Below are 16176 nucleotides of genomic sequence, written 5' to 3' on the forward strand. Positions count from 1 at the left end.
TGGCTCCCAAGCGGACGGGAGGTCCCTAGCCCGCCAGCGCTCTTTCGGTCGCCTCGATCTCGTCCTTGATCCAGTCGTGGCCGGTGGTGACCAGGACGCCCTCGATCGCCGAGATGTGGGCGCGAAGGCGCTCGCGGATCTCGGGGGCGACGTCCGGCTGGGTGGCGACCCAGCGGGCGATCTGGTGGACGGCGAAGGCCGAGTGCAGGGCCAGGCGGTCGCGATCCTCGTCAGAGAGCTTCATGCGGGGGCTCCTCGTGCTCCGACAGCCTAACGCGCAGACCCGGCGATCCGCCGCACGCGCCGGCAGCGCTGGCTATCGCCGGCGCGCCCCCATATGATGCTCGTGCGCCGTCGGGCGTGCGCCGCCAGCCAAGCGGTCGAGCAGAACCGACGCGGCGCCCCATCGAGACAGCAATGTCGCTCCTTTTCGCCGGCTCCGCGCTCTGCGTGGTCGCCGCGCTGGCGCTTCCGGCAGTTTTCTTCCTCCGCCGCGCCCTGGCCGGCCAATGAGACCGACCCTGCTCCTGCGCGACGAGCACCGGAGCTGCACCTTCCACGTCCGCGAGCGCGCGGGCGTGTGGGAGGTGACCCGTGACCACGTCTTCCATGGCGACTACCTGAGCCGGGCGCCAGCGGTCCGCAGCGCCTGCTCGGCGGCCCGCTCCTTCGAGGCGGCGGGCGGCCGCGCGCGGGTGCTCGTCGCCCCCGGAGACCAGCAGATCAACCATCAGGACGTGACCTCCAGGTCCTGAACCCCGGCCGGAGGCCGCACCTATGACCGACCCGCAAAAGACCCCCTTCTTCTCGCCGCGCAACGTCCCGCTGTGGGCCGGCGCAGCCCTCGTGGCGGCCGTCATGGCGATGGTCTGGTGGATGTGATGGCCCAGCGCAGCCCCGACGAACTGGAGCGCGAGAACGCCTATCTCAAGCTGCGCGTGCAGCAGCTGACGGCCGACGTCGCGGACATCACCGCCGAGAACGATCGCCTGCGGCAGGAGCGCGAGCGCCTGCACGGACGGGTCCAGGCCCGGGCGCCCAATCCGCTCGGCGGAGGGCAGTAGCCTTGGACGTGCTGCCTCTCGTCCTGCTCACCGGCCCGCTGGCGATCTTCGTCGGCTGGACGATCTTCCAGCGTTGGCAGGACCGGCGCTTAGAGGCCGCGGCGGCCGTCGCCCTGCCTCCCCCCGGCGACCCCGGCCTCTAGTAGCGCTGCTCCACCGGGGCCCGGTTCCATTTGGGCGGCGGCGGGACATAGGCGCGGAAGGCGTCCAGCGCCTGGGCCGTGTCGTCCGCGTAGACCAGCATGTCGGCGTAGGTCTGGGTGGTGAAGCCGTGGTCGGCCATGTTCTGCACGAGCGCGCGCATCGGCTCGTAATAGCCGTTCACATTGACGAAGCCGCAGGGCTTGGCGTGGAAGCCGAGCAGGGCCCAGGTCCACTGCTCGAAGATCTCCTCGAAGGTGCCGGGACCGCCCGGCAGGCAGAGGAAGCCGTCGGCGAGCTCGGCCATCTTCCACTTCCGCTCGTGCATGGAATTGACCACGTGCAGCTCGGTCAGCCCGGTGTGGCCGATCTCCTGGCTCACCAGATCAGCGGGCATGACGCCCACCACCTTGCCGCCGGCGGCCAGGGCGGCGTCGGCCACGGCGCCCATCAGCCCCACTCGCCCGCCGCCATAGACCAGCGTCAGCCCCTGCTGCGCGATCAGCGTTCCGGCGCGCACGGCTTCGTCGAGAAAGGCGGGGTCGGTCCCGGCGGCCGAACCGCAATAGATACAAATGCTTTGCACGATAAGAGCCTGCTGGAGGGGCTTTGCGGAGGGGGGACGCTGATAAGCCGATTGTCCGCTTCTGTCACGGAGCGGCTATCCGCGGGCGTTTTCCACCGTTACATAGCGAGTACGGCTCGTCACAAGCGGCGGCCGGACGTCGCCGGTTGGGCGGCGGAAGACTTCTATCTCGGTTAGGTCACGCGAATGGCGAGCGGCACGGTCAAGTGGTTCAACACCGCTAAGGGCTTCGGATTTATTCAACCTGACGATGGCGGCTCCGACGTCTTCGTCCACATCTCGGCAGTCGAGCAGGCGGGTCTCCGCGGCCTGAACGAAGGCGATCAGGTCCAGTACGAACTGGAGCAGGATCGCCGTTCGGGCAAGCTCTCGGCGGGCCAACTGGTCGTCACCGGCCAGGGCGCCCCGGTTTCCCGCGGCGGCGGCGGCGGCGGCGGCTTTGACCGTCCGCGCGGCGGCGGCTTCGGCGGCGGCGGCGGCGGCGGTTTCGACCGTCCGCGCGGCGGCGGCGGCGGCGGCTTCGGCGGCGGCGGCGGTCGTCCGGCGGGCCAGGTCTCCGGTTCGGGCGACGGCACGGTGAAGTGGTTCAACCCGACCAAGGGTTTCGGCTTCATCCAGCCCAACGACGGCGGCCAGGACGTGTTCGTCCACATCTCGGCGGTCGAACAGGCCGGTCTGCGCGGCCTGAACGAAGGCCAGACGGTCTCCTACGACCTCGAACAGGACCGCCGCTCGGGCAAGACCTCGGCGACGAACCTGCGCGTCACGGGCTGAGGCCCCGACGCGTCGACGACGTCGACAGGCCCGCGGCGAACGCGGGCCTGTCACGTTGCGGCTCGGCAAGCTGAGCTGAACCCGGCGTCCCCCAAGGCGTTCGGCCCCGACACGAGGGGCGAGATCGCTTTGGAGGACCTCCGGTGCGCAAGACGCTGATCGTGATGCTGGCCGGCGCCGTGGCGCTGCCCGCCGCTGTGGCGGCCCAGACGCCGGTGACGGCCCCCGTCCCAGCCCCCGCCACGCCCGCGTCTCCGCCCTCCGAGGCGGCCCCCCTGCCCCTGGCTGAACCTGAGGACGCGCCGCCCGAGGCTGCGCCCCCTACGGCTGCGCCTGTCCCGCCGGCGGAGCCGCCGCCCGGCCCACAGCCGGGCGACCCTGCGCCGCCCCCGCCGGCTGCGCAGACCGCCGAGAAGAAGAAGAAGCCGGACGTCGCCAAGGCCGCGGGCGGCACGGTCGGTGGTCTTGTCGGCAGCACGGTGGGCAGCGCCGGCGGCCCGCTGGGGAGCATCGCCGGCAGCATGGTCGGCAACACCCTCGGCAAGGGCACGGTCGGGGTCGTGAAGAAGGTGTTCGGCGGGGGCAAGAAGAAGGACAAGGCCGAGGCGAGGCAGGCGGAGGCCGCGCCGGCGGCGGGCGGACCTGTGGCGACCGAGGTGAGCGCGACGGAGGCGGCGCCCGCCCCGGCCGATCCCGTTGCGGCTGCGACGGCCGGAACTGCGGCCCCGAACTGATCTCCACGCCATTCTTCCGCTCGTCCCTGGCGAAAGCCGGGATCCAAGCAGGTGAAGACCTCCGCAATGCCGGTTTGACCGAGAGTCCGCTTCGGTCCCGGCTTTCGCCGGGATGAGCGGCGTGAGGGGACACCTGTTCACCGCGCGTAAACCACACCCGCAGTTGCGATAGCTAAACCTTAAGATGTGAGCCGGTAGCCTGCTAAGGAACCGAGTGGGCAGAGGCGTGAGATGAGCGACGACATTGCCGCCAGCCGACGCGACCTGGTCGCCCGGGTGGCGACCCTGGAGCTGCTGGTGTCGGATCTCATCGACCTTCTGTGGTCGGTGGCCCCGAACGAGATGGAGCGGCTGGCCAATGAGGCGGCCCGCGACCTGGACATCCAGAACACCCGCATCCTGGCCGCCGCCGAGCACCAGCGGGAACGGCTGTTCACCGTGCTCACCGAGCGCAAGCGCAAGCTAAAGCACCGCCGGCGGCTGGGCCGCGAGGCCGAGCCCCAGCCGCTGAGCGCCTGACACAGGATCCCTCCCCGTTCCGCAACCACGGGGAGGCTCGAGGGGCGCCGGCCAAGCTCCCCGCCCGACCGGCGCCCCTCGTCTTTACCGCCACGGCTCAGGCGGCGAACAGGTCCTCGAAGTTGCGCCGGTAGAACCGGTCCCTGGTCTCCTCGTCGAAGCCCCCGAAGGTGGCCTCGAACCGTTCGATGGGATTGCGGGTGCCCTCCGGGTGCGGGAAGTCCGAGGAGAACAGGAACAGCTCCTTGCCGCCTTCGCGGATGATCGTGCCGGCGTCCTCGGTGGCGAACGGGGTGAAGCGCACGGCCCGACGGATGAACTCCGACGGCGGCATGGAGAGGCCGCCGATCACCGGGTCGGTCTTGCGCCAGCCCTTCCAGGCCTGATCGAGCCGGCGGAGCATGTCGGGGACCCAGCCCGCGCCCAGCTCGATGACCCCGCCGCGCAGCCTTGGGAAGCGCTCGAAGACCCCGTCCAGGGCCAGGGCCGCGAGGAAGTTCTGGGGCGCGAAGGACAGGGCGAAGAAGTCCTTGGCCCGCAGGTTCTCGCCGCCGCCCAGCCAGTCCTTCGGCCGGGGGTGGCCGTTCTTGTGATAGGCGGGCGGCAGCACCGGGGCGGTGGCCCCCACGTGCAGCATGAAGGGCGCGCCCGCCTCGGCGAGCCTGGCCCAGACGCGGTCGAGGTCCGGGTGGCCCGGGGAGACCTCGCCAGCGGGCGCCGCCGGTATCCAGATGGCGCCGCAGCCGGCCTTCAGCGCGAAGTCGATCTCGGCCTCCGCCCGGGCCGGGTCGTCCAGCGGAACCACGCCCACGGCGATCAACCGGGCGTCGCGGGCGCACCATTCGGCGATGCCGCGGTTCAGGGCGCGCGCGCCGCCATACTTCACCTCGAGTTCGGGCGAGGGCATGAACTGGGAACCGGCGAAGGTGGTGAACACCAGCTGGCGGGAGAAGCCCAGGTCGTCGAGGGCGCGTACGCGCTCGCCGGGATCCATGGCGCCGAAGGCGGCCCAGCCCTTGGGTCCTTCCACCACGTTGCTGGCGATCTCGGCTGTCGCGGCGGCGTCCCTCTGCCGGGCCAGCGCCTTTTCGATGGCCTTGGCCGCGCCCGAGCCGCCCGCCTCCAGCCGCATGCTGATCAGGCGGTCGCGGATCGAAGGCTCCGCATAGGACGGAAGCCAGTCCAGGCTCTCCATGATGTGGCTGTCGGCATCGTGGATCACACGTCCCTGGGCGTAGGGCATCTTCGAACCTCCCGTATGTTTTTGCCGTCGGGAGCATGATCCGGATAACGATGATCGGCAACCGCGGGTTAATCCGCGCCGGCTAGGCTCGACGCCTATCTGCGTCCGGAGTCCGCGCCGAAAGTGTCCATCCCCGTCCCGCGGCTGCTCGGTTTCGCCTTCGCGAACGCCGACCTCCTGGTGGAGGTGGGCGCCGACAAGCGCATCGCCTTCGCCATGGGCGCGAGCGAGGTGGTGTCGGGGGCCGCCGAGGGCGACCTGAAGGGCCGCGCCTGGGACGACTTCATCCATCCCGACGACCTGCCGATGGTCGACGCCCTGTTCGAGGGGCTGGAAGACGGCTCGCGGGCCGGCCCGGTGGTGGCCTGCCTGACCAAGGCCAAGGACAGGCCGCAGCGAGCAGTCTCGATCTGCGCCTTCCGCCTGCCTGGCAACGGCGGCGCGGTCTCTTGCGCGCTCTCCCGCGCCGCGCCGGACGCGGCCCCCAAGGCCGGCGGGCTGCAGGACCGCGACGCCTTCGAGGCCGCGGCGGTGGAGCTGCTCCGCGCCGCGAAGGCCTCGGGCGCCGACCTCGAACTGGCCATGCTGGACATGGAGGGGCTGGAAGCCGCCCGGAAAGGCGCCTCGCCCGCCGCGCGCGAGGCCCTGGACCGCACCCTTTCCGGCGCCCTGCGCGCCGAGGCCTACGGCGGGGCCGCGGCCACGGCGCTCGGCGACGAGCGCTTCGCCCTGGTCCGCTCGCGCGGCGAGGCGATGAGCGCCCTCGTGCGGCGCGTGACCAAGCTGGTCAACGCCGGCTCGCCCAAGCCGATCACCCCCAAGGCGGAGGCCGTGCCGCTGAGCGGCGATGGCGACCGCCAGGCGGTCCGCGCGCTGCGCTACTGCCTCGACACCTTCCTGAAGGAAGGCCCGGGCGGGGCGCTTCCCGCCGACCTCGGCGACGCGCTCAGCCGCTCCATGGAGAAGACCCTGGACGAGGTCGGCGCGCTGGGCGCGGCGATCCGCAACAAGGACTTCCACCTCGTCTACCAGCCGGTGGTCTCGCTGCAGACCGGCGGCCTGCACCACTACGAGGCGCTGGTGCGCTTCGGCGACCAGGGCAGCCCCTTCCCGCTGATCCGCATGGCCGAGGAGATGGACCTGATCGAGGCCCTCGATCTGGCCATCCTGGAACGCGCGCTGGAGGTGCTGTCGAAGCGCCCGGGTCTCAGGCTGGCGGTCAACGTCTCGGGGCGCACCATCGCCAGCAGCGACTTCATCGAGAGCGCCACGCGCGCCCTGCACGCCTTCCCCAAGGCCCGCGGCCGGGTGCTGTTCGAACTCACCGAGAGCGCGGCGCTCGAGGACCTCAAGCTGGCGGACCGCCACCTGACGGCGCTGCGCAACGAGGGCTGCGAAATCTGCCTCGACGACTTCGGCGCCGGCGCGGCGTCGCTGGCCTACCTGCAGCAGCTGAAGCTAGACGTGCTGAAGATCGACGGGCGCTACATCCGCGACCTGCAGCGCGGCGGCCGCGAGGCGACCTTCGTCAAGCACCTGGTGTCCATGTGCCAGGAGCTGAAGATCCGCACCATCGCCGAGATGGTGGAGACCGAGGCCGCCGAGACCGCGGTGCGCGAGGCGGGCGTCGACTACGCCCAGGGCTGGCTGTACGGCGCCGCCTCCGACGACCTCGACTGGGCCCCCGGCAAGGCCGCCGCCTGAGCTCTGCGCCGGGTCGGGTGGGGAACCACGGAAGACACGGAATACACAGAAGGCTCGCAGTACTCTGCACCGTGGGCTGATCGCCCGCCTTCGGCGGGCATCCGAGCACGTCGGGTCATCCTGCCCGCCATTCCGTGTGGTCCGTGTATTCCGTGGTCCTTCAGCCGCAGCGATCACCCGGCCGTGAAGCGCGGAGCGCTAGGCTAGCGACGTTCTCGGGCGTAGCGTTTTTTCCAGGAGGCGGCGAAGGCCAGCCTGTCCCTGGTCCCAGACCGCCATAGCCGCGCCGTGGAGGCGTCCCGTCCCTCGGCGCCTGAGGTGATGGGAGGACCAGACCATGCCAATCCAGACCCAGGGGTCGGTTCGGGCGCTCGCGCTCGTCGGCCCCACGAGCGCGGGCAAAACGACCCTGATGGAGGCCCTGCTGCTGGCCACCGGCGCGACGCACGCCCGGGCCGGCGGCGGCGGCGAGATGGTCGGCGACTCCAGTCCCGAGGCGCGGGCCCGCGGCCATTCGGTGGAGCTGAACCTCGCCGGCTTCGAGTTCATGGGCGACCGCTTCGCGATCATCGACTGCCCGGGGTCGCTGGAATTCTGCGGCGACGTCGACGCCGCCCTGCCGGCGGCCGACCTGGCCATCGTGGTGGCCGAGCCCGATCCGGCCAAGGCCCAGCTGCTGCAGCCGACGCTGCGCGAGCTGGAGCGGCTGGGCGTGCCGCACGCCCTGTTCATCAACAAGATGGACCAGGCTCGTGGCTCCCTGCAGGAGCTGCTGGACGCGCTGGCGCCGGTGAGCGCCGCGCCGCTGGTCGCCCGCCAGATCCCCACCTGGGAGGGCGAGCACGTCACCGGCTTCATCGACCTGGCCCTGGAGCGGGCCTTCGTCTACCGCCCCGGCGAGCCGGCGCAGGTGGAGATCCCCGAGGATCTGAAGGACGCCGAGGCCGAGGCGCGCTTCCACATGCTGGAGCAGATCGCCGACTTCGACGACGAGCTGCTGGAGCAGCTGCTCTCGGACGTGACGCCCAGCCGGGACGCCGTCTTCGCCGACCTGGTGCGCGAGATGCAGGACGGGCTGATCGTGCCGGTCTTCTTCGGCTCCGCGTCCAACGGCTTCGGCGTGCAGCGGCTGCTGAAGGCGCTCCGCCACGAGGCGCCGCTCCCGGACCGCGCGGCCGAGCGCCTGGGCGTGGAAAAGGGCGCCTATGTCCTGAAGGCGGCCTATGCCGGCCAGTCCGGCAAGCTGGCCTACGCCCGCGTCTTCGGCCAGAAGCTGGACGACGGGGCCGAGCTGGTGCTGCCGGGCGGGGAGCGCTGCCGGGCGGCAGGTCTGTTCGCCGTGCAGGGCGCCAACCTGAAGAAGACACCCCAGGCGGCGGTGGGCGATGTGGTGGCGGTGGGCAAGGTGGAGCAGGCGGCGGCGGGTCAGATCCTGTCGCTCACGGGAGAGCCTCAGCTCCTGAAGCAGGCCGTGCGGCCTAGGCGGCCGCTGTTCGCCGTGGCGCTGGCGGCCAAGAACCGCAAGGACGACGTGCGGCTGTCTGGAGCGCTCTCCAAGCTGATCGAGGAGGACCCCGGCCTGTCGCTGACCCACGACGCGGAGGCTCGCCAGGTGCTGCTCGCCGGCCAGGGCGAGGGCCATCTGCGCCTGGCCCTGGAGCGGCTGAAGCGGCGCTTCGGCGTGGAGATCGACACCGCCGATCCGAAGACCGCCTACCGCGAGACCATCCAGCGGGGCGTGACGCACCGGGCGCGCCACAAGAAGCAGTCCGGCGGCCATGGCCAGTTCGCCGACGTGACCATCGAGGTCCGACCCCTGCCGCGGGGCTCAGGCTTCCAGTTCGCGTCGAAGATCGTCGGCGGGGCGGTGCCCAAGCAGTGGGTGCCCGCGGTCGAGCAGGGGGTGCGCGACGGGCTGGCGCGGGGGCCGCTGGGCTTCCCCGTGACAGACCTGGAGGTGACCTTGACGGACGGCCAGACCCACAGCGTCGACTCCTCGGAAATGGCGTTCCGCACCGTCGGGCGGGTGGCCATCGAGGAGGCGCTGAAGGCCTGCGGCTCAGTGCTGCTGGAGCCGATCGAGAAGCTGACGGTCTACTCGCCCTCGCCCAGCGCCTCGAACGTGACCTCGGCCCTCACGGCCCGGCGCGGCCAGATCCTGGGCCTTGCGCCGCGCGAGGACTGGCGGGGCTGGGAGCGCATCGAGGCCTACCTGCCGCAGAGCGAGCGCCAGCACCTCATCGCCGAGCTCCGCGGCCTGACGCAGGGCCTGGGCGCCTTTGAAGCCGACTTCGACCACATGAGCGAGCTGACCGGACGACTGGCGGAAGAGGCCAGCCGCGGCGCGCAAAGGGCCGAGCCGGCCTGAGCCTGCCTCCCCTGCGAGGCGGGGGAGGGGGACCGCTTGCCGAGGTCAGCGCCAGCTGACCGAAGAGCGAGGGGTGGAGGGGGCGAGCGGCCGCGCCGCGTGCGGCTCGCCCCCTCCACCATCGGCTCTTCGGCTGCGCCTCGGCCGATGGTCCCCCTCCCCCGTTCGCTGCCGCTCACCGGGGAGGTAGGATGCCCCATGCCCCAGCGCCTGGCCCTCACCGCCCTGCTCGTCCGCGACTATGACGAGGCGATCGGCTTCTATGTGGGCAAGCTCGGCTTCGAGCTCGTCGAAGACACCCACATGGGCGGCGGCAAGCGCTGGGTGGTGGTGCGCCCGGCGGGGTCGGAGGCGGGCCTGCTGCTGGCGCGGGCGAGCGGCGAGCAGGCGCGAGCCGTGGGCGACCAGGCGGGCGGCCGCGTCTTCCTGTTCCTGGAGACCGACGACTTCGACCGCGACCATGCCCGCATGGCCGCGGCCGGCGTGCGGTTCCTGGAGGCGCCGCGACGGGAGCCCTACGGGACCGTCGCGGTCTTCGAGGACCTCTACGGCACGAAGTGGGACCTCATTCAGCCGGCTCGGGCTGCTGCCGCGCGGCGATGAGGCCGTCGTCGATCTCGGCCGCGCGCACCGCGGCGGGGCGAGCGGTGTGGCGGGCTGCGTAGGCCTCGAACGCCGGGCGCTTCTCGATCGTGCCGAACTGCATCCCCCAGGCCAGGTGCGAGGCCACGTAGAGGTCGGCGGCGGTGAAGCGGCCGCCCGCGATGAACTCATGGTCCTGCAGATAGGCCTCGAGGGTGTTCAGCACCCGGTCCATGTTGCCGAAGCCGAGGAAGGCCTCCTGGTCGCCCTGCGGCTCAAGGCCGAGCGCCTTGGCGCCCACCGCCTGCTCGATGGGGCCCGCGGCGAAGAACAGCCAGCGGTAGTAGGGCCCGCGGTCGCGGCTGCCCGGCGGGGGGGCGAGGCCGGCGTCCGGGAAGGCGTCGGCGAGGTAGGCGCAGATGGCGCCCGCCTCGGTCACCACGGTGTCGCCGTGCTTGATGGTGGGCACCTTGCCCATGGGATTCACGGCCAGGAAGGCGGGGTCCTTGTTGGCCCAGTCCACCAGCACGGTCTCGTAGGGCTGGCCGACTTCCTCGAGCATCCAGCGGATGATCCGGCCGCGGGACATGGGGTTGGTGTAGAACACGAGGTCGGACATGGGGATCTCCTGAGCTGCGGTTTCGCCAACCGACGGTCATTTAAACCCGGGCTGCTGACAGCCCAATGTCAGCAGCGTGTGATCGGCCTCATGCTTCCGCTCACCCCGGCTTTCGCCGGGGTGAGCGGATCTTGATCAGGCCTGCTGCGCCACCCACTCGCTCACGTGCCGCTCCAGGACCGTCAGCGGCATGGCGCCGGAGAGCAGGACGTGGTCGTGGTAGGCCTTGAGGTCGAACCTGCGCCCAAGCTTCGCCTTGGCCTCCTCGCGCAGCCTGGCCCAGACGGTGTGGCCGACCTTGTACGAGTTGGCCTGGCCCGGGCTGGAGAAGTAGCGCTCCACCTCGCGCTGGGCGCGGCTCGGCGTGTTGCCGATGGTGTCGACCATGTACTGGGTGGCCTGCGCGCGGGTCCACCGCTTGGCGTGGATGCCCGTGTCGGTGACCAGCCGCGCGGCGCGGAACAGCAGGGACTGCAGGTAGCCGGCCTGCCCCAGCGGATCGCCTTCGTAGGCGCCCATCTCGTCGGCCAGCTGTTCGGAATAGAGCGCCCAGCCCTCGGAGAAGGCCGAGAAGCCGAAGCCGGTCCGCCGCAGGATCGGGATGCGGGTGCTCTCCTGGGCCAGCGCGATCTGCAGGTGGTGGCCCGGCACGGTCTCGTGGACGGCCAGGGTCTTCAGGTTATAGCGCGGCCAGTCCGAGGTCTCCTTCAGGTTGATGTAGAAGGCCGCCGGGCGCGAGCCGTCCAGCGAGGCGGACTGGTAGTAGCCGTTGGCGGCGCCGTCCTGGATGAACACCGGCACCCGGCGCACCTCGACCTTCGACTTGGGCAGGGTGGCGAAGGCGCGGGGGAGCAGGGCGTAGAGGTCGGCCACGTCCTTGTTCAGGTCGGCCAGCATGCGGGCGCGGCCCTCGTCGGTGGCCGGATAGACCTGCTTGGGATCGTTGTTCAGGGCGACGAGGCGCTGGCTGATCGAGCCCTGCGTCAGGCCCTGGCTCTTCAGGATGCCGTCCAGCCGGGCGGAGATCTCGGCCACCTGCTGGCGGCCCATCTGGTGGACCTCCTCGGGCGTGTAGTTGGTGGTGGTGGAGGCCTTCACGCAGTCGGCGTAGTAGGCGTCGCCGTCCGGAAGGGCCCAGACGCCGGTGTCGGGCTTCGCCCTCGCGCGCACGGCCTGCATGCCGGCCATCTGCCGGTCCAGCGCCGGGAACACCTCGGCGGCCACGATCTTCTCGGCGCGGCCCGCCCAATCGCCGGAGAGCTTGGCCGCCTGCGCCTTCTTGGCGAGCGAGGTGACCATGATGGTGCGCGCCGCCGGCTGGTCGCGCAGCGCCTTCATCTGGCCGATGGCCAGGTCGCAGACGAAGTCCGGCGGGACCACCCCCTGGGCCACGTCGATCCGCTGGCGCTCCAGGTCAACGTCCAGGGCCTTGGCGAACTGCGACAGGCGCGACAGCCAGGCCTCGGCGTCGGCGGCGGTCTCCACCTTGTGCTGGCTGTCCATGAAGTCGGGGACGTTGGCGTAGGCGCCGCCACGCTGGCTGATGACGTAGGGCTGGAAGTTGCCGCCCACGTTGCCGAACTTCCAACGCTCGCCCGCCGCCACCGCCCGCTCCTGCTGGTAGGTGACCACGTCCAGGTCGACCTTGGACCCGGCCGACAGCTTGGCGCGATCGATGGCCTTCAGCTCGGCCAGCCACTTGCGCGAGCGCTCCAGCCGCCGGGCCTTGGCGGCCAGGCTGTCGTCGTCGAGCTTGGACTTCAGGTGGGCGCGCGCGCCCTTGTCGAGGCCGAGCTGGGTGGCGAACTCGGGGCTGTCGTCCACCAGGGTCTCGAACATGCGGTCGAGCTGGGCGCGGAGCCTGGCGTCCTCGCCGCCCGCTTGGGCGAGGGCCGGCGTGGCGGCCGCGAGGGCGCCGGCGGCGGAGGTGGCGAGGAAGCTGCGGCGGTCGATGCGGGTCATGGGTGCTCTCAAGCCTTGGAAGCGGCGATGTGACGGTCGACGACGCCCTCGAGAACCGTGAGCGGCATAGCGCCCCCGAGGAGGACGGCGTCGTGGAACTTGCGCAGGTCGAAGCGCGGGCCGAGCGCGGCCTTGGCCTTCTCGCGCAGGCGCAGCCAGGTGAGCTTGCCCACCATGTAGCTGCAGGCCTGAGCCGGGCGGACGCAGTAGCGCTCGATCTCGGTGGTGGCGGAGGAGACCGGGCTGCCGTCGATGGCGACCATGGTCTCGATGGCCTTCTCGCGGCTCCAGCGCTTGGCGTGGAGGCCGGTGTCGACCACAAGGCGCGCGGCGCGGAACAACGCGGCCTGAAGCATGCCGAGCTCGCCCAGCGGGTCGCCCTCGTACATGCCCATCTCCAGCGCCAGCTGCTCGGAATAGAGCGCCCAGCCCTCCGCGAACGCCGGGAAGCCGGCGGTCCGGCGCAGCATGGGCGCGTCGCCCTCCTGCTGCAGAGTGCGCTGCAGGTGATGGCCCGGAATGCTCTCGTGGTAGGTCAGCGTCTTCAGCGTCCAGGTGGGGTTCTCGGCGCTGTCGCGCAGATTGATCCAGTAGATGCCGGGCCGCGAGCCATCGAGGGCGGGGCGATTGTAGTAGCCGCCTGGGGCGCCGGCCTCGATGAACTTGGGCACCCGGCGGATCTCCACCGGCGCCTTGGGGAGCTGGCCAAAGGCCTCCGGCAGCCGCGGACGGATGGCGTCGACGTACTTGTTGAGGTCGGCGATCAGCCGCTCCTTGGCCTCGTCGGTGTTGGGGTAGAGGTACTTCGGCTCCTTGAAGAGCGCGGCGATCCGCTCGCCCACGGTCCCCTTTGAGTAGCCCTGGGCCTTCAGGATAGTGTCGGCGCGCGCCGACAGCGACTTCGCCGTTTCCAGCCCGAGCTGGTGGACCTCGTCCGCGCTGAGCGTCGTCGTGGTCATGTTCTTGAGCGCGTGCCGGTAGAAGGCCTCGCCTTCCGGCAGGCGCCAGCAGCCCGCCTCGTGCGTCGCTTTCGGCTGCAGGCCTTCGAACAGGGCGATCTGCCGATCCAGCGCGGGGACCACCTTGCCGCTGTAGATGCCGGCGGCCCGCGCCTCCCACTCGCCCGCGAGGCCCTTCTCCTTCGCTCGGTCGGCCACGGAGCGGACAAGCGGCGAGGTCGCCGGGTCGACCTTCAGCGCCCGCATCTGGGTCAGCGCCTTGGCGATGATGAAGTCCGGCGGGACGACGCCCCGGCCGGCGTCGGCGCGCGCGCGCTCAGTCTCCTGGTCCATCACCTGGGCGTAGGCTTCCAGGCGCGACAGGTAGGCGTCGGCGTCGGCGCGGGTCTCGATGGTGTGCTGCGTGCCCAGGAAGTCAGGCTTGTCCCGATAGGCGCCGTTCAGCTGGGAGACGACGTAGGGCTCCTGGCCGAAGGCGTCGCCGTAGCCGAACCGGGTCCCCTCGGCGTTGGTGCGGGCGGTGAAGAGCACCGTCTCCCAGTCCGAGCGGCTGCGGGGCGACAGCTTGGCGCCGTCGATGGCCTCGAGCCGCTTCAGCTGGGCGGCGTTGCGCGCCCGGTCCTCGGCGATGTCGGCGGCCGACGATCCGTCGAGCTTGGACTTGGCGGCCGCGCGGGCGCCCTTGTCGAGGCCTAGCCGCGTCACCGCCTCGGGCGAGGCCGCGAGGTTCTCCTCGTAGATGGCGTCGAGCAGGACGCGCAGCTTCTGGTCCTCGCCGGAGGCCTGGGCGAGCGCAGGCCCCGACAGGGCGGCGGCGGCGGTGGTCGTCAGGAATGCGCGGCGGTCGATGGCCGTCATCTTCAGGCCCTCCAATCTGAAAAGGGGTGCGGCGTCAGGCGCGGGCGGCGGCGATGTACTGGTCGATGCGGGCTTCCAGCACGGTCAGCGGCATGGAGCCGGACAGCAGCACCGCGTCGTGGAAGGCGCGGGGGTCGTACCGCGTCCCGAGCGCGGCCTTGGCCTTCTCCCGCAGGCGCAGGAGGGTCACCTTGCCGACCATGTAGCTGCACGCCTGGCCCGGCCAGACCGAGTAACGCTCGATCTCCTGGGCCGAAAGCGAGGGCGGGTCCCCGTCGATTTCCGAAAGGGTGGCGATCGCCTTCTCGCGGCTCCAGCGCAGGTGGTGGATGCCGGTGTCGGTGACGAGGCGCCCGGAGCGCAGAAGGGCGTCGTGGATGTAGCCCAGCTCCCCCAGCGTATCGCCCTCGTAGAAGCCCATCTCCTGGGCCACCTGCTCGGTGTAGAGCGCCCAGCCCTCGACGTAGGCGCCGTAGGTCATCACCCGCCGGATCATGGGCAGGTCTGCCTCGCGCTGGATCGAGAGCTGCATGTGGTGGCCCGGCACGCCCTCGTGGATGGTGGTCGTGGGCATGAACCAATAGGGGGCTTCCGCCGTATCCCGCAGGTTGATCCAGTAGATGCCCGGGCGCGAGCCATCGAGACTGCCCTCGCTGTAGTGGGTCGAGGCGCCCTGCTCGGTCTCCTTGGGGATGCGCCGGATCTCGAGCTTGGCCTTGTGCAGGGTGGCGAACTGCTCGGGCAGCCGCGCCTCCATCTTCGCCACCAGCTTGTTCAGCTCGGCGATCAGCTGCGCCTTGCCGGCGTCGGTGTTCGGATAGACGCCCTTCCTGGACTTGTAGAGCTGGTCGTAGCGGCGGCCGACCCCGCCCTTGGTGTAGCCGATCTTGCGGAACAGGACGTCGGCCCGGGCGTGCAGCTCGCGGGTCACCTCCAGGCCCAGCTGGTGGACCTCCTGCGGGGTCATGTTGGAGGTGGTCTGGCCGCGCAGGGCGAGCGCATAGTAGGCCTCGCCATCTGGCAGCTTCCAGACGCCCGCGTCGTGGGTGGCGCGCGGCAGCAGGCTCTCCAGGAGAGCGATCTGCCGGTCGATGGCCGGGACCACGACGGCTTCGTAGACGCGGCCCGCTTCGCCCCGCCAGTCGCCGGGGATGCCCTTGGCGGTGGTGCGGTCGGTGAGGTTGCGGATCAGGGCGGCCTTGTCGGCGGGGGCGCGCAGCACCTTCATCTGGGCGATGGCGCCCTTGATGGCGTAGTCCGGCGGGATGACGCCCAGGCCTGCGTCATGGCGCACCCGCTCCACCTCCTGGTTCAGCACCCGGGCGAAGGCTTCCATGCGGGCGACATAGGCCTCGGCGTCCTCGCGCGTCTCGACGGTGTGCTGGGCCGAGAGGAAGTCGGGCACGTCCGACCAAGCGCCGCCGATCTGCGACAGCACATAGGGGGAGCCCGCCCCCTCCCCGCCGAACCGGAAGCGGGCGTTGGCCTCGGCGTCCACCTCCATGCCGTAGAGCATGCTGTCGTAGTTGACGGCGGACATGCCGCTGAGCTGCGAGCGGTCGATGGTCTTCAGGCGGACCAGCATCTCGGCGTTGCGGCGGCGACGCCGGTCGACGGCCTCCAGGGAGGCGTCGTGCAGCTGGGACTTGGCGGCGGCGCGCTCGCCCTTGTCGAGGCCCAGCGAGGTGACGAGCTCAGGCCTCTCCTTCAGCGCCTCTTCGAACAGGTCGTCCAGGAAGCTCGCCAGCTGCTGCTCGGCGCTGGGCGGCGCGGGCGGCGGCGGGGCGGCGGCTACGGGCGGGGCCGGCGGCGGCTCCGCCGTCGCGCAGCCCGTGAGCGCGAGGCCTGCGCCGGCGGACAGCAGGAGATTGCGGCGGCTCAGCATGAGCGTCCCCCGGTGTTACATCTGTGACCCGAAGGCTTAAGGGTCGCAGGCGCCCGGCGGCAAGGCGCCGGCAAGGTCGGCCTTGTTAATTTCCGGTAATGCGCAAGGATCGGCCCCCGCGTGCTGGTCCCCCGCGGCGAGATCGGCTCATATGCGGCCGCATTCGCGCAAGGATTCC

Annotated in this window: 16 protein-coding genes and 1 pseudogene; 10 read left to right on the forward strand and 7 right to left on the reverse strand. The window is 71.1% G+C overall.

Annotated elements, in window-relative coordinates; all coding sequences use genetic code 11:
• Positions 1–25 precede the first annotated feature (25 nt).
• Positions 26–244, reverse strand: coding sequence for a hypothetical protein (locus VIL67_RS11480; RefSeq protein ID WP_332049035.1), 219 nt, complete (start codon positions 242–244; stop codon positions 26–28).
• Between the two features lie 265 nt (positions 245–509).
• Here VIL67_RS11480 and VIL67_RS11485 point away from each other — a divergent pair, with 265 nt between their 5' ends.
• The 3 genes from VIL67_RS11485 to VIL67_RS11495 all read left to right on the forward strand — a co-directional run bounded on the left by VIL67_RS11485 (position 510) and on the right by VIL67_RS11495 (position 1207).
• A complete protein-coding gene (locus tag VIL67_RS11485) occupies positions 510–755 on the forward strand; it encodes a hypothetical protein (RefSeq protein ID WP_332049036.1) in 246 nt (81 codons plus the stop codon).
• A gap of 126 nt (positions 756–881) precedes the next feature.
• Complete coding sequence (locus tag VIL67_RS11490; RefSeq protein ID WP_332049037.1) at positions 882–1064, forward strand: hypothetical protein; 183 nt, start codon at positions 882–884, stop codon at positions 1062–1064.
• 2 nt (positions 1065–1066) lie between these two features.
• Complete coding sequence (locus VIL67_RS11495) at positions 1067–1207, forward strand: hypothetical protein (RefSeq protein ID WP_332049038.1); 141 nt, start codon at positions 1067–1069, stop codon at positions 1205–1207.
• Here VIL67_RS11495 and VIL67_RS11500 read toward each other — a convergent pair.
• The gene (locus VIL67_RS11500) at positions 1204–1791 is read right to left on the reverse strand and encodes an LOG family protein (protein ID WP_332049039.1); all 588 of its coding nucleotides are present in this window, start codon (positions 1789–1791) and stop codon (positions 1204–1206) included. The two genes, VIL67_RS11495 and VIL67_RS11500, sit on opposite strands and share 4 nt — an antisense overlap.
• A 186-nt stretch (positions 1792–1977) precedes the next feature.
• Between VIL67_RS11500 and VIL67_RS11505 the strand changes: the two are divergent.
• The 4 genes and pseudogenes from VIL67_RS11505 to VIL67_RS11520 all read left to right on the forward strand — a co-directional run.
• A pseudogene (locus VIL67_RS11505) lies at positions 1978–2175 on the forward strand (cold-shock protein); the annotation flags it as partial.
• A gap of 192 nt (positions 2176–2367) precedes the next feature.
• Positions 2368–2565 carry a cold-shock protein gene (locus tag VIL67_RS11510; RefSeq protein WP_332049462.1) on the forward strand — a complete coding sequence of 66 codons (198 nt, stop codon included), beginning with the start codon at positions 2368–2370 and terminating at the stop codon, positions 2563–2565.
• Positions 2566–2708: 143 nt separating this feature from the next.
• Positions 2709–3299 carry a hypothetical protein gene (locus VIL67_RS11515; protein WP_332049040.1) on the forward strand — a complete coding sequence of 197 codons (591 nt, stop codon included), beginning with the start codon at positions 2709–2711 and terminating at the stop codon, positions 3297–3299.
• Between the two features lie 231 nt (positions 3300–3530).
• A complete protein-coding gene (locus VIL67_RS11520) occupies positions 3531–3818 on the forward strand; it encodes a hypothetical protein (RefSeq protein ID WP_332049041.1) in 288 nt (95 codons plus the stop codon).
• A 97-nt stretch (positions 3819–3915) separates the two neighbouring features.
• On the opposite strand, the gene VIL67_RS11525 is transcribed toward VIL67_RS11520, so the two are convergent.
• Entirely contained in the window at positions 3916–5061 is a 1146-nt protein-coding gene (locus VIL67_RS11525) for an amidohydrolase family protein (RefSeq protein ID WP_332049042.1), read from the reverse strand.
• Between the two features lie 123 nt (positions 5062–5184).
• On the opposite strand from VIL67_RS11525, the gene VIL67_RS11530 reads away from it, so the two are divergent.
• From VIL67_RS11530 to VIL67_RS11540, 3 genes are all read left to right on the forward strand, one after another.
• Positions 5185–6765, forward strand: a complete 1581-nt coding sequence (locus VIL67_RS11530) for an EAL domain-containing protein (protein WP_332049043.1) — start codon at positions 5185–5187, stop codon at positions 6763–6765.
• Positions 6766–7102: 337 nt separating this feature from the next.
• Entirely contained in the window at positions 7103–9133 is a 2031-nt protein-coding gene (locus VIL67_RS11535; protein WP_332049044.1) for an elongation factor G, read from the forward strand.
• A gap of 198 nt (positions 9134–9331) precedes the next feature.
• Complete coding sequence (locus tag VIL67_RS11540) at positions 9332–9736, forward strand: VOC family protein (protein ID WP_332049045.1); 405 nt, start codon at positions 9332–9334, stop codon at positions 9734–9736.
• On the opposite strand, the gene VIL67_RS11545 is transcribed toward VIL67_RS11540, so the two are convergent.
• The 4 genes from VIL67_RS11545 to VIL67_RS11560 all read right to left on the reverse strand — a co-directional run bounded on the left by VIL67_RS11545 (position 9699) and on the right by VIL67_RS11560 (position 15998).
• Positions 9699–10334, reverse strand: a complete 636-nt coding sequence (locus VIL67_RS11545) for a glutathione S-transferase family protein (protein ID WP_332049046.1) — start codon at positions 10332–10334, stop codon at positions 9699–9701. The two genes, VIL67_RS11540 and VIL67_RS11545, sit on opposite strands and share 38 nt — an antisense overlap.
• A gap of 135 nt (positions 10335–10469) precedes the next feature.
• Positions 10470–12296, reverse strand: a complete 1827-nt coding sequence (locus VIL67_RS11550; protein WP_332049047.1) for a DUF885 domain-containing protein — start codon at positions 12294–12296, stop codon at positions 10470–10472.
• An 8-nt stretch (positions 12297–12304) separates the two neighbouring features.
• Positions 12305–14113: a DUF885 domain-containing protein gene (locus VIL67_RS11555; RefSeq protein WP_332049048.1), complete on the reverse strand. Its 1809-nt coding sequence runs from the start codon at positions 14111–14113 to the stop codon at positions 12305–12307.
• 34 nt (positions 14114–14147) lie between these two features.
• Complete coding sequence (locus VIL67_RS11560) at positions 14148–15998, reverse strand: DUF885 domain-containing protein (RefSeq protein ID WP_332049049.1); 1851 nt, start codon at positions 15996–15998, stop codon at positions 14148–14150.
• Positions 15999–16176 lie beyond the last annotated feature (178 nt).

The organism is Phenylobacterium sp. (assembly GCF_036563385.1).
In the GTDB taxonomy this organism is placed as follows: Bacteria; Pseudomonadota; Alphaproteobacteria; order Caulobacterales; family Caulobacteraceae; genus Phenylobacterium.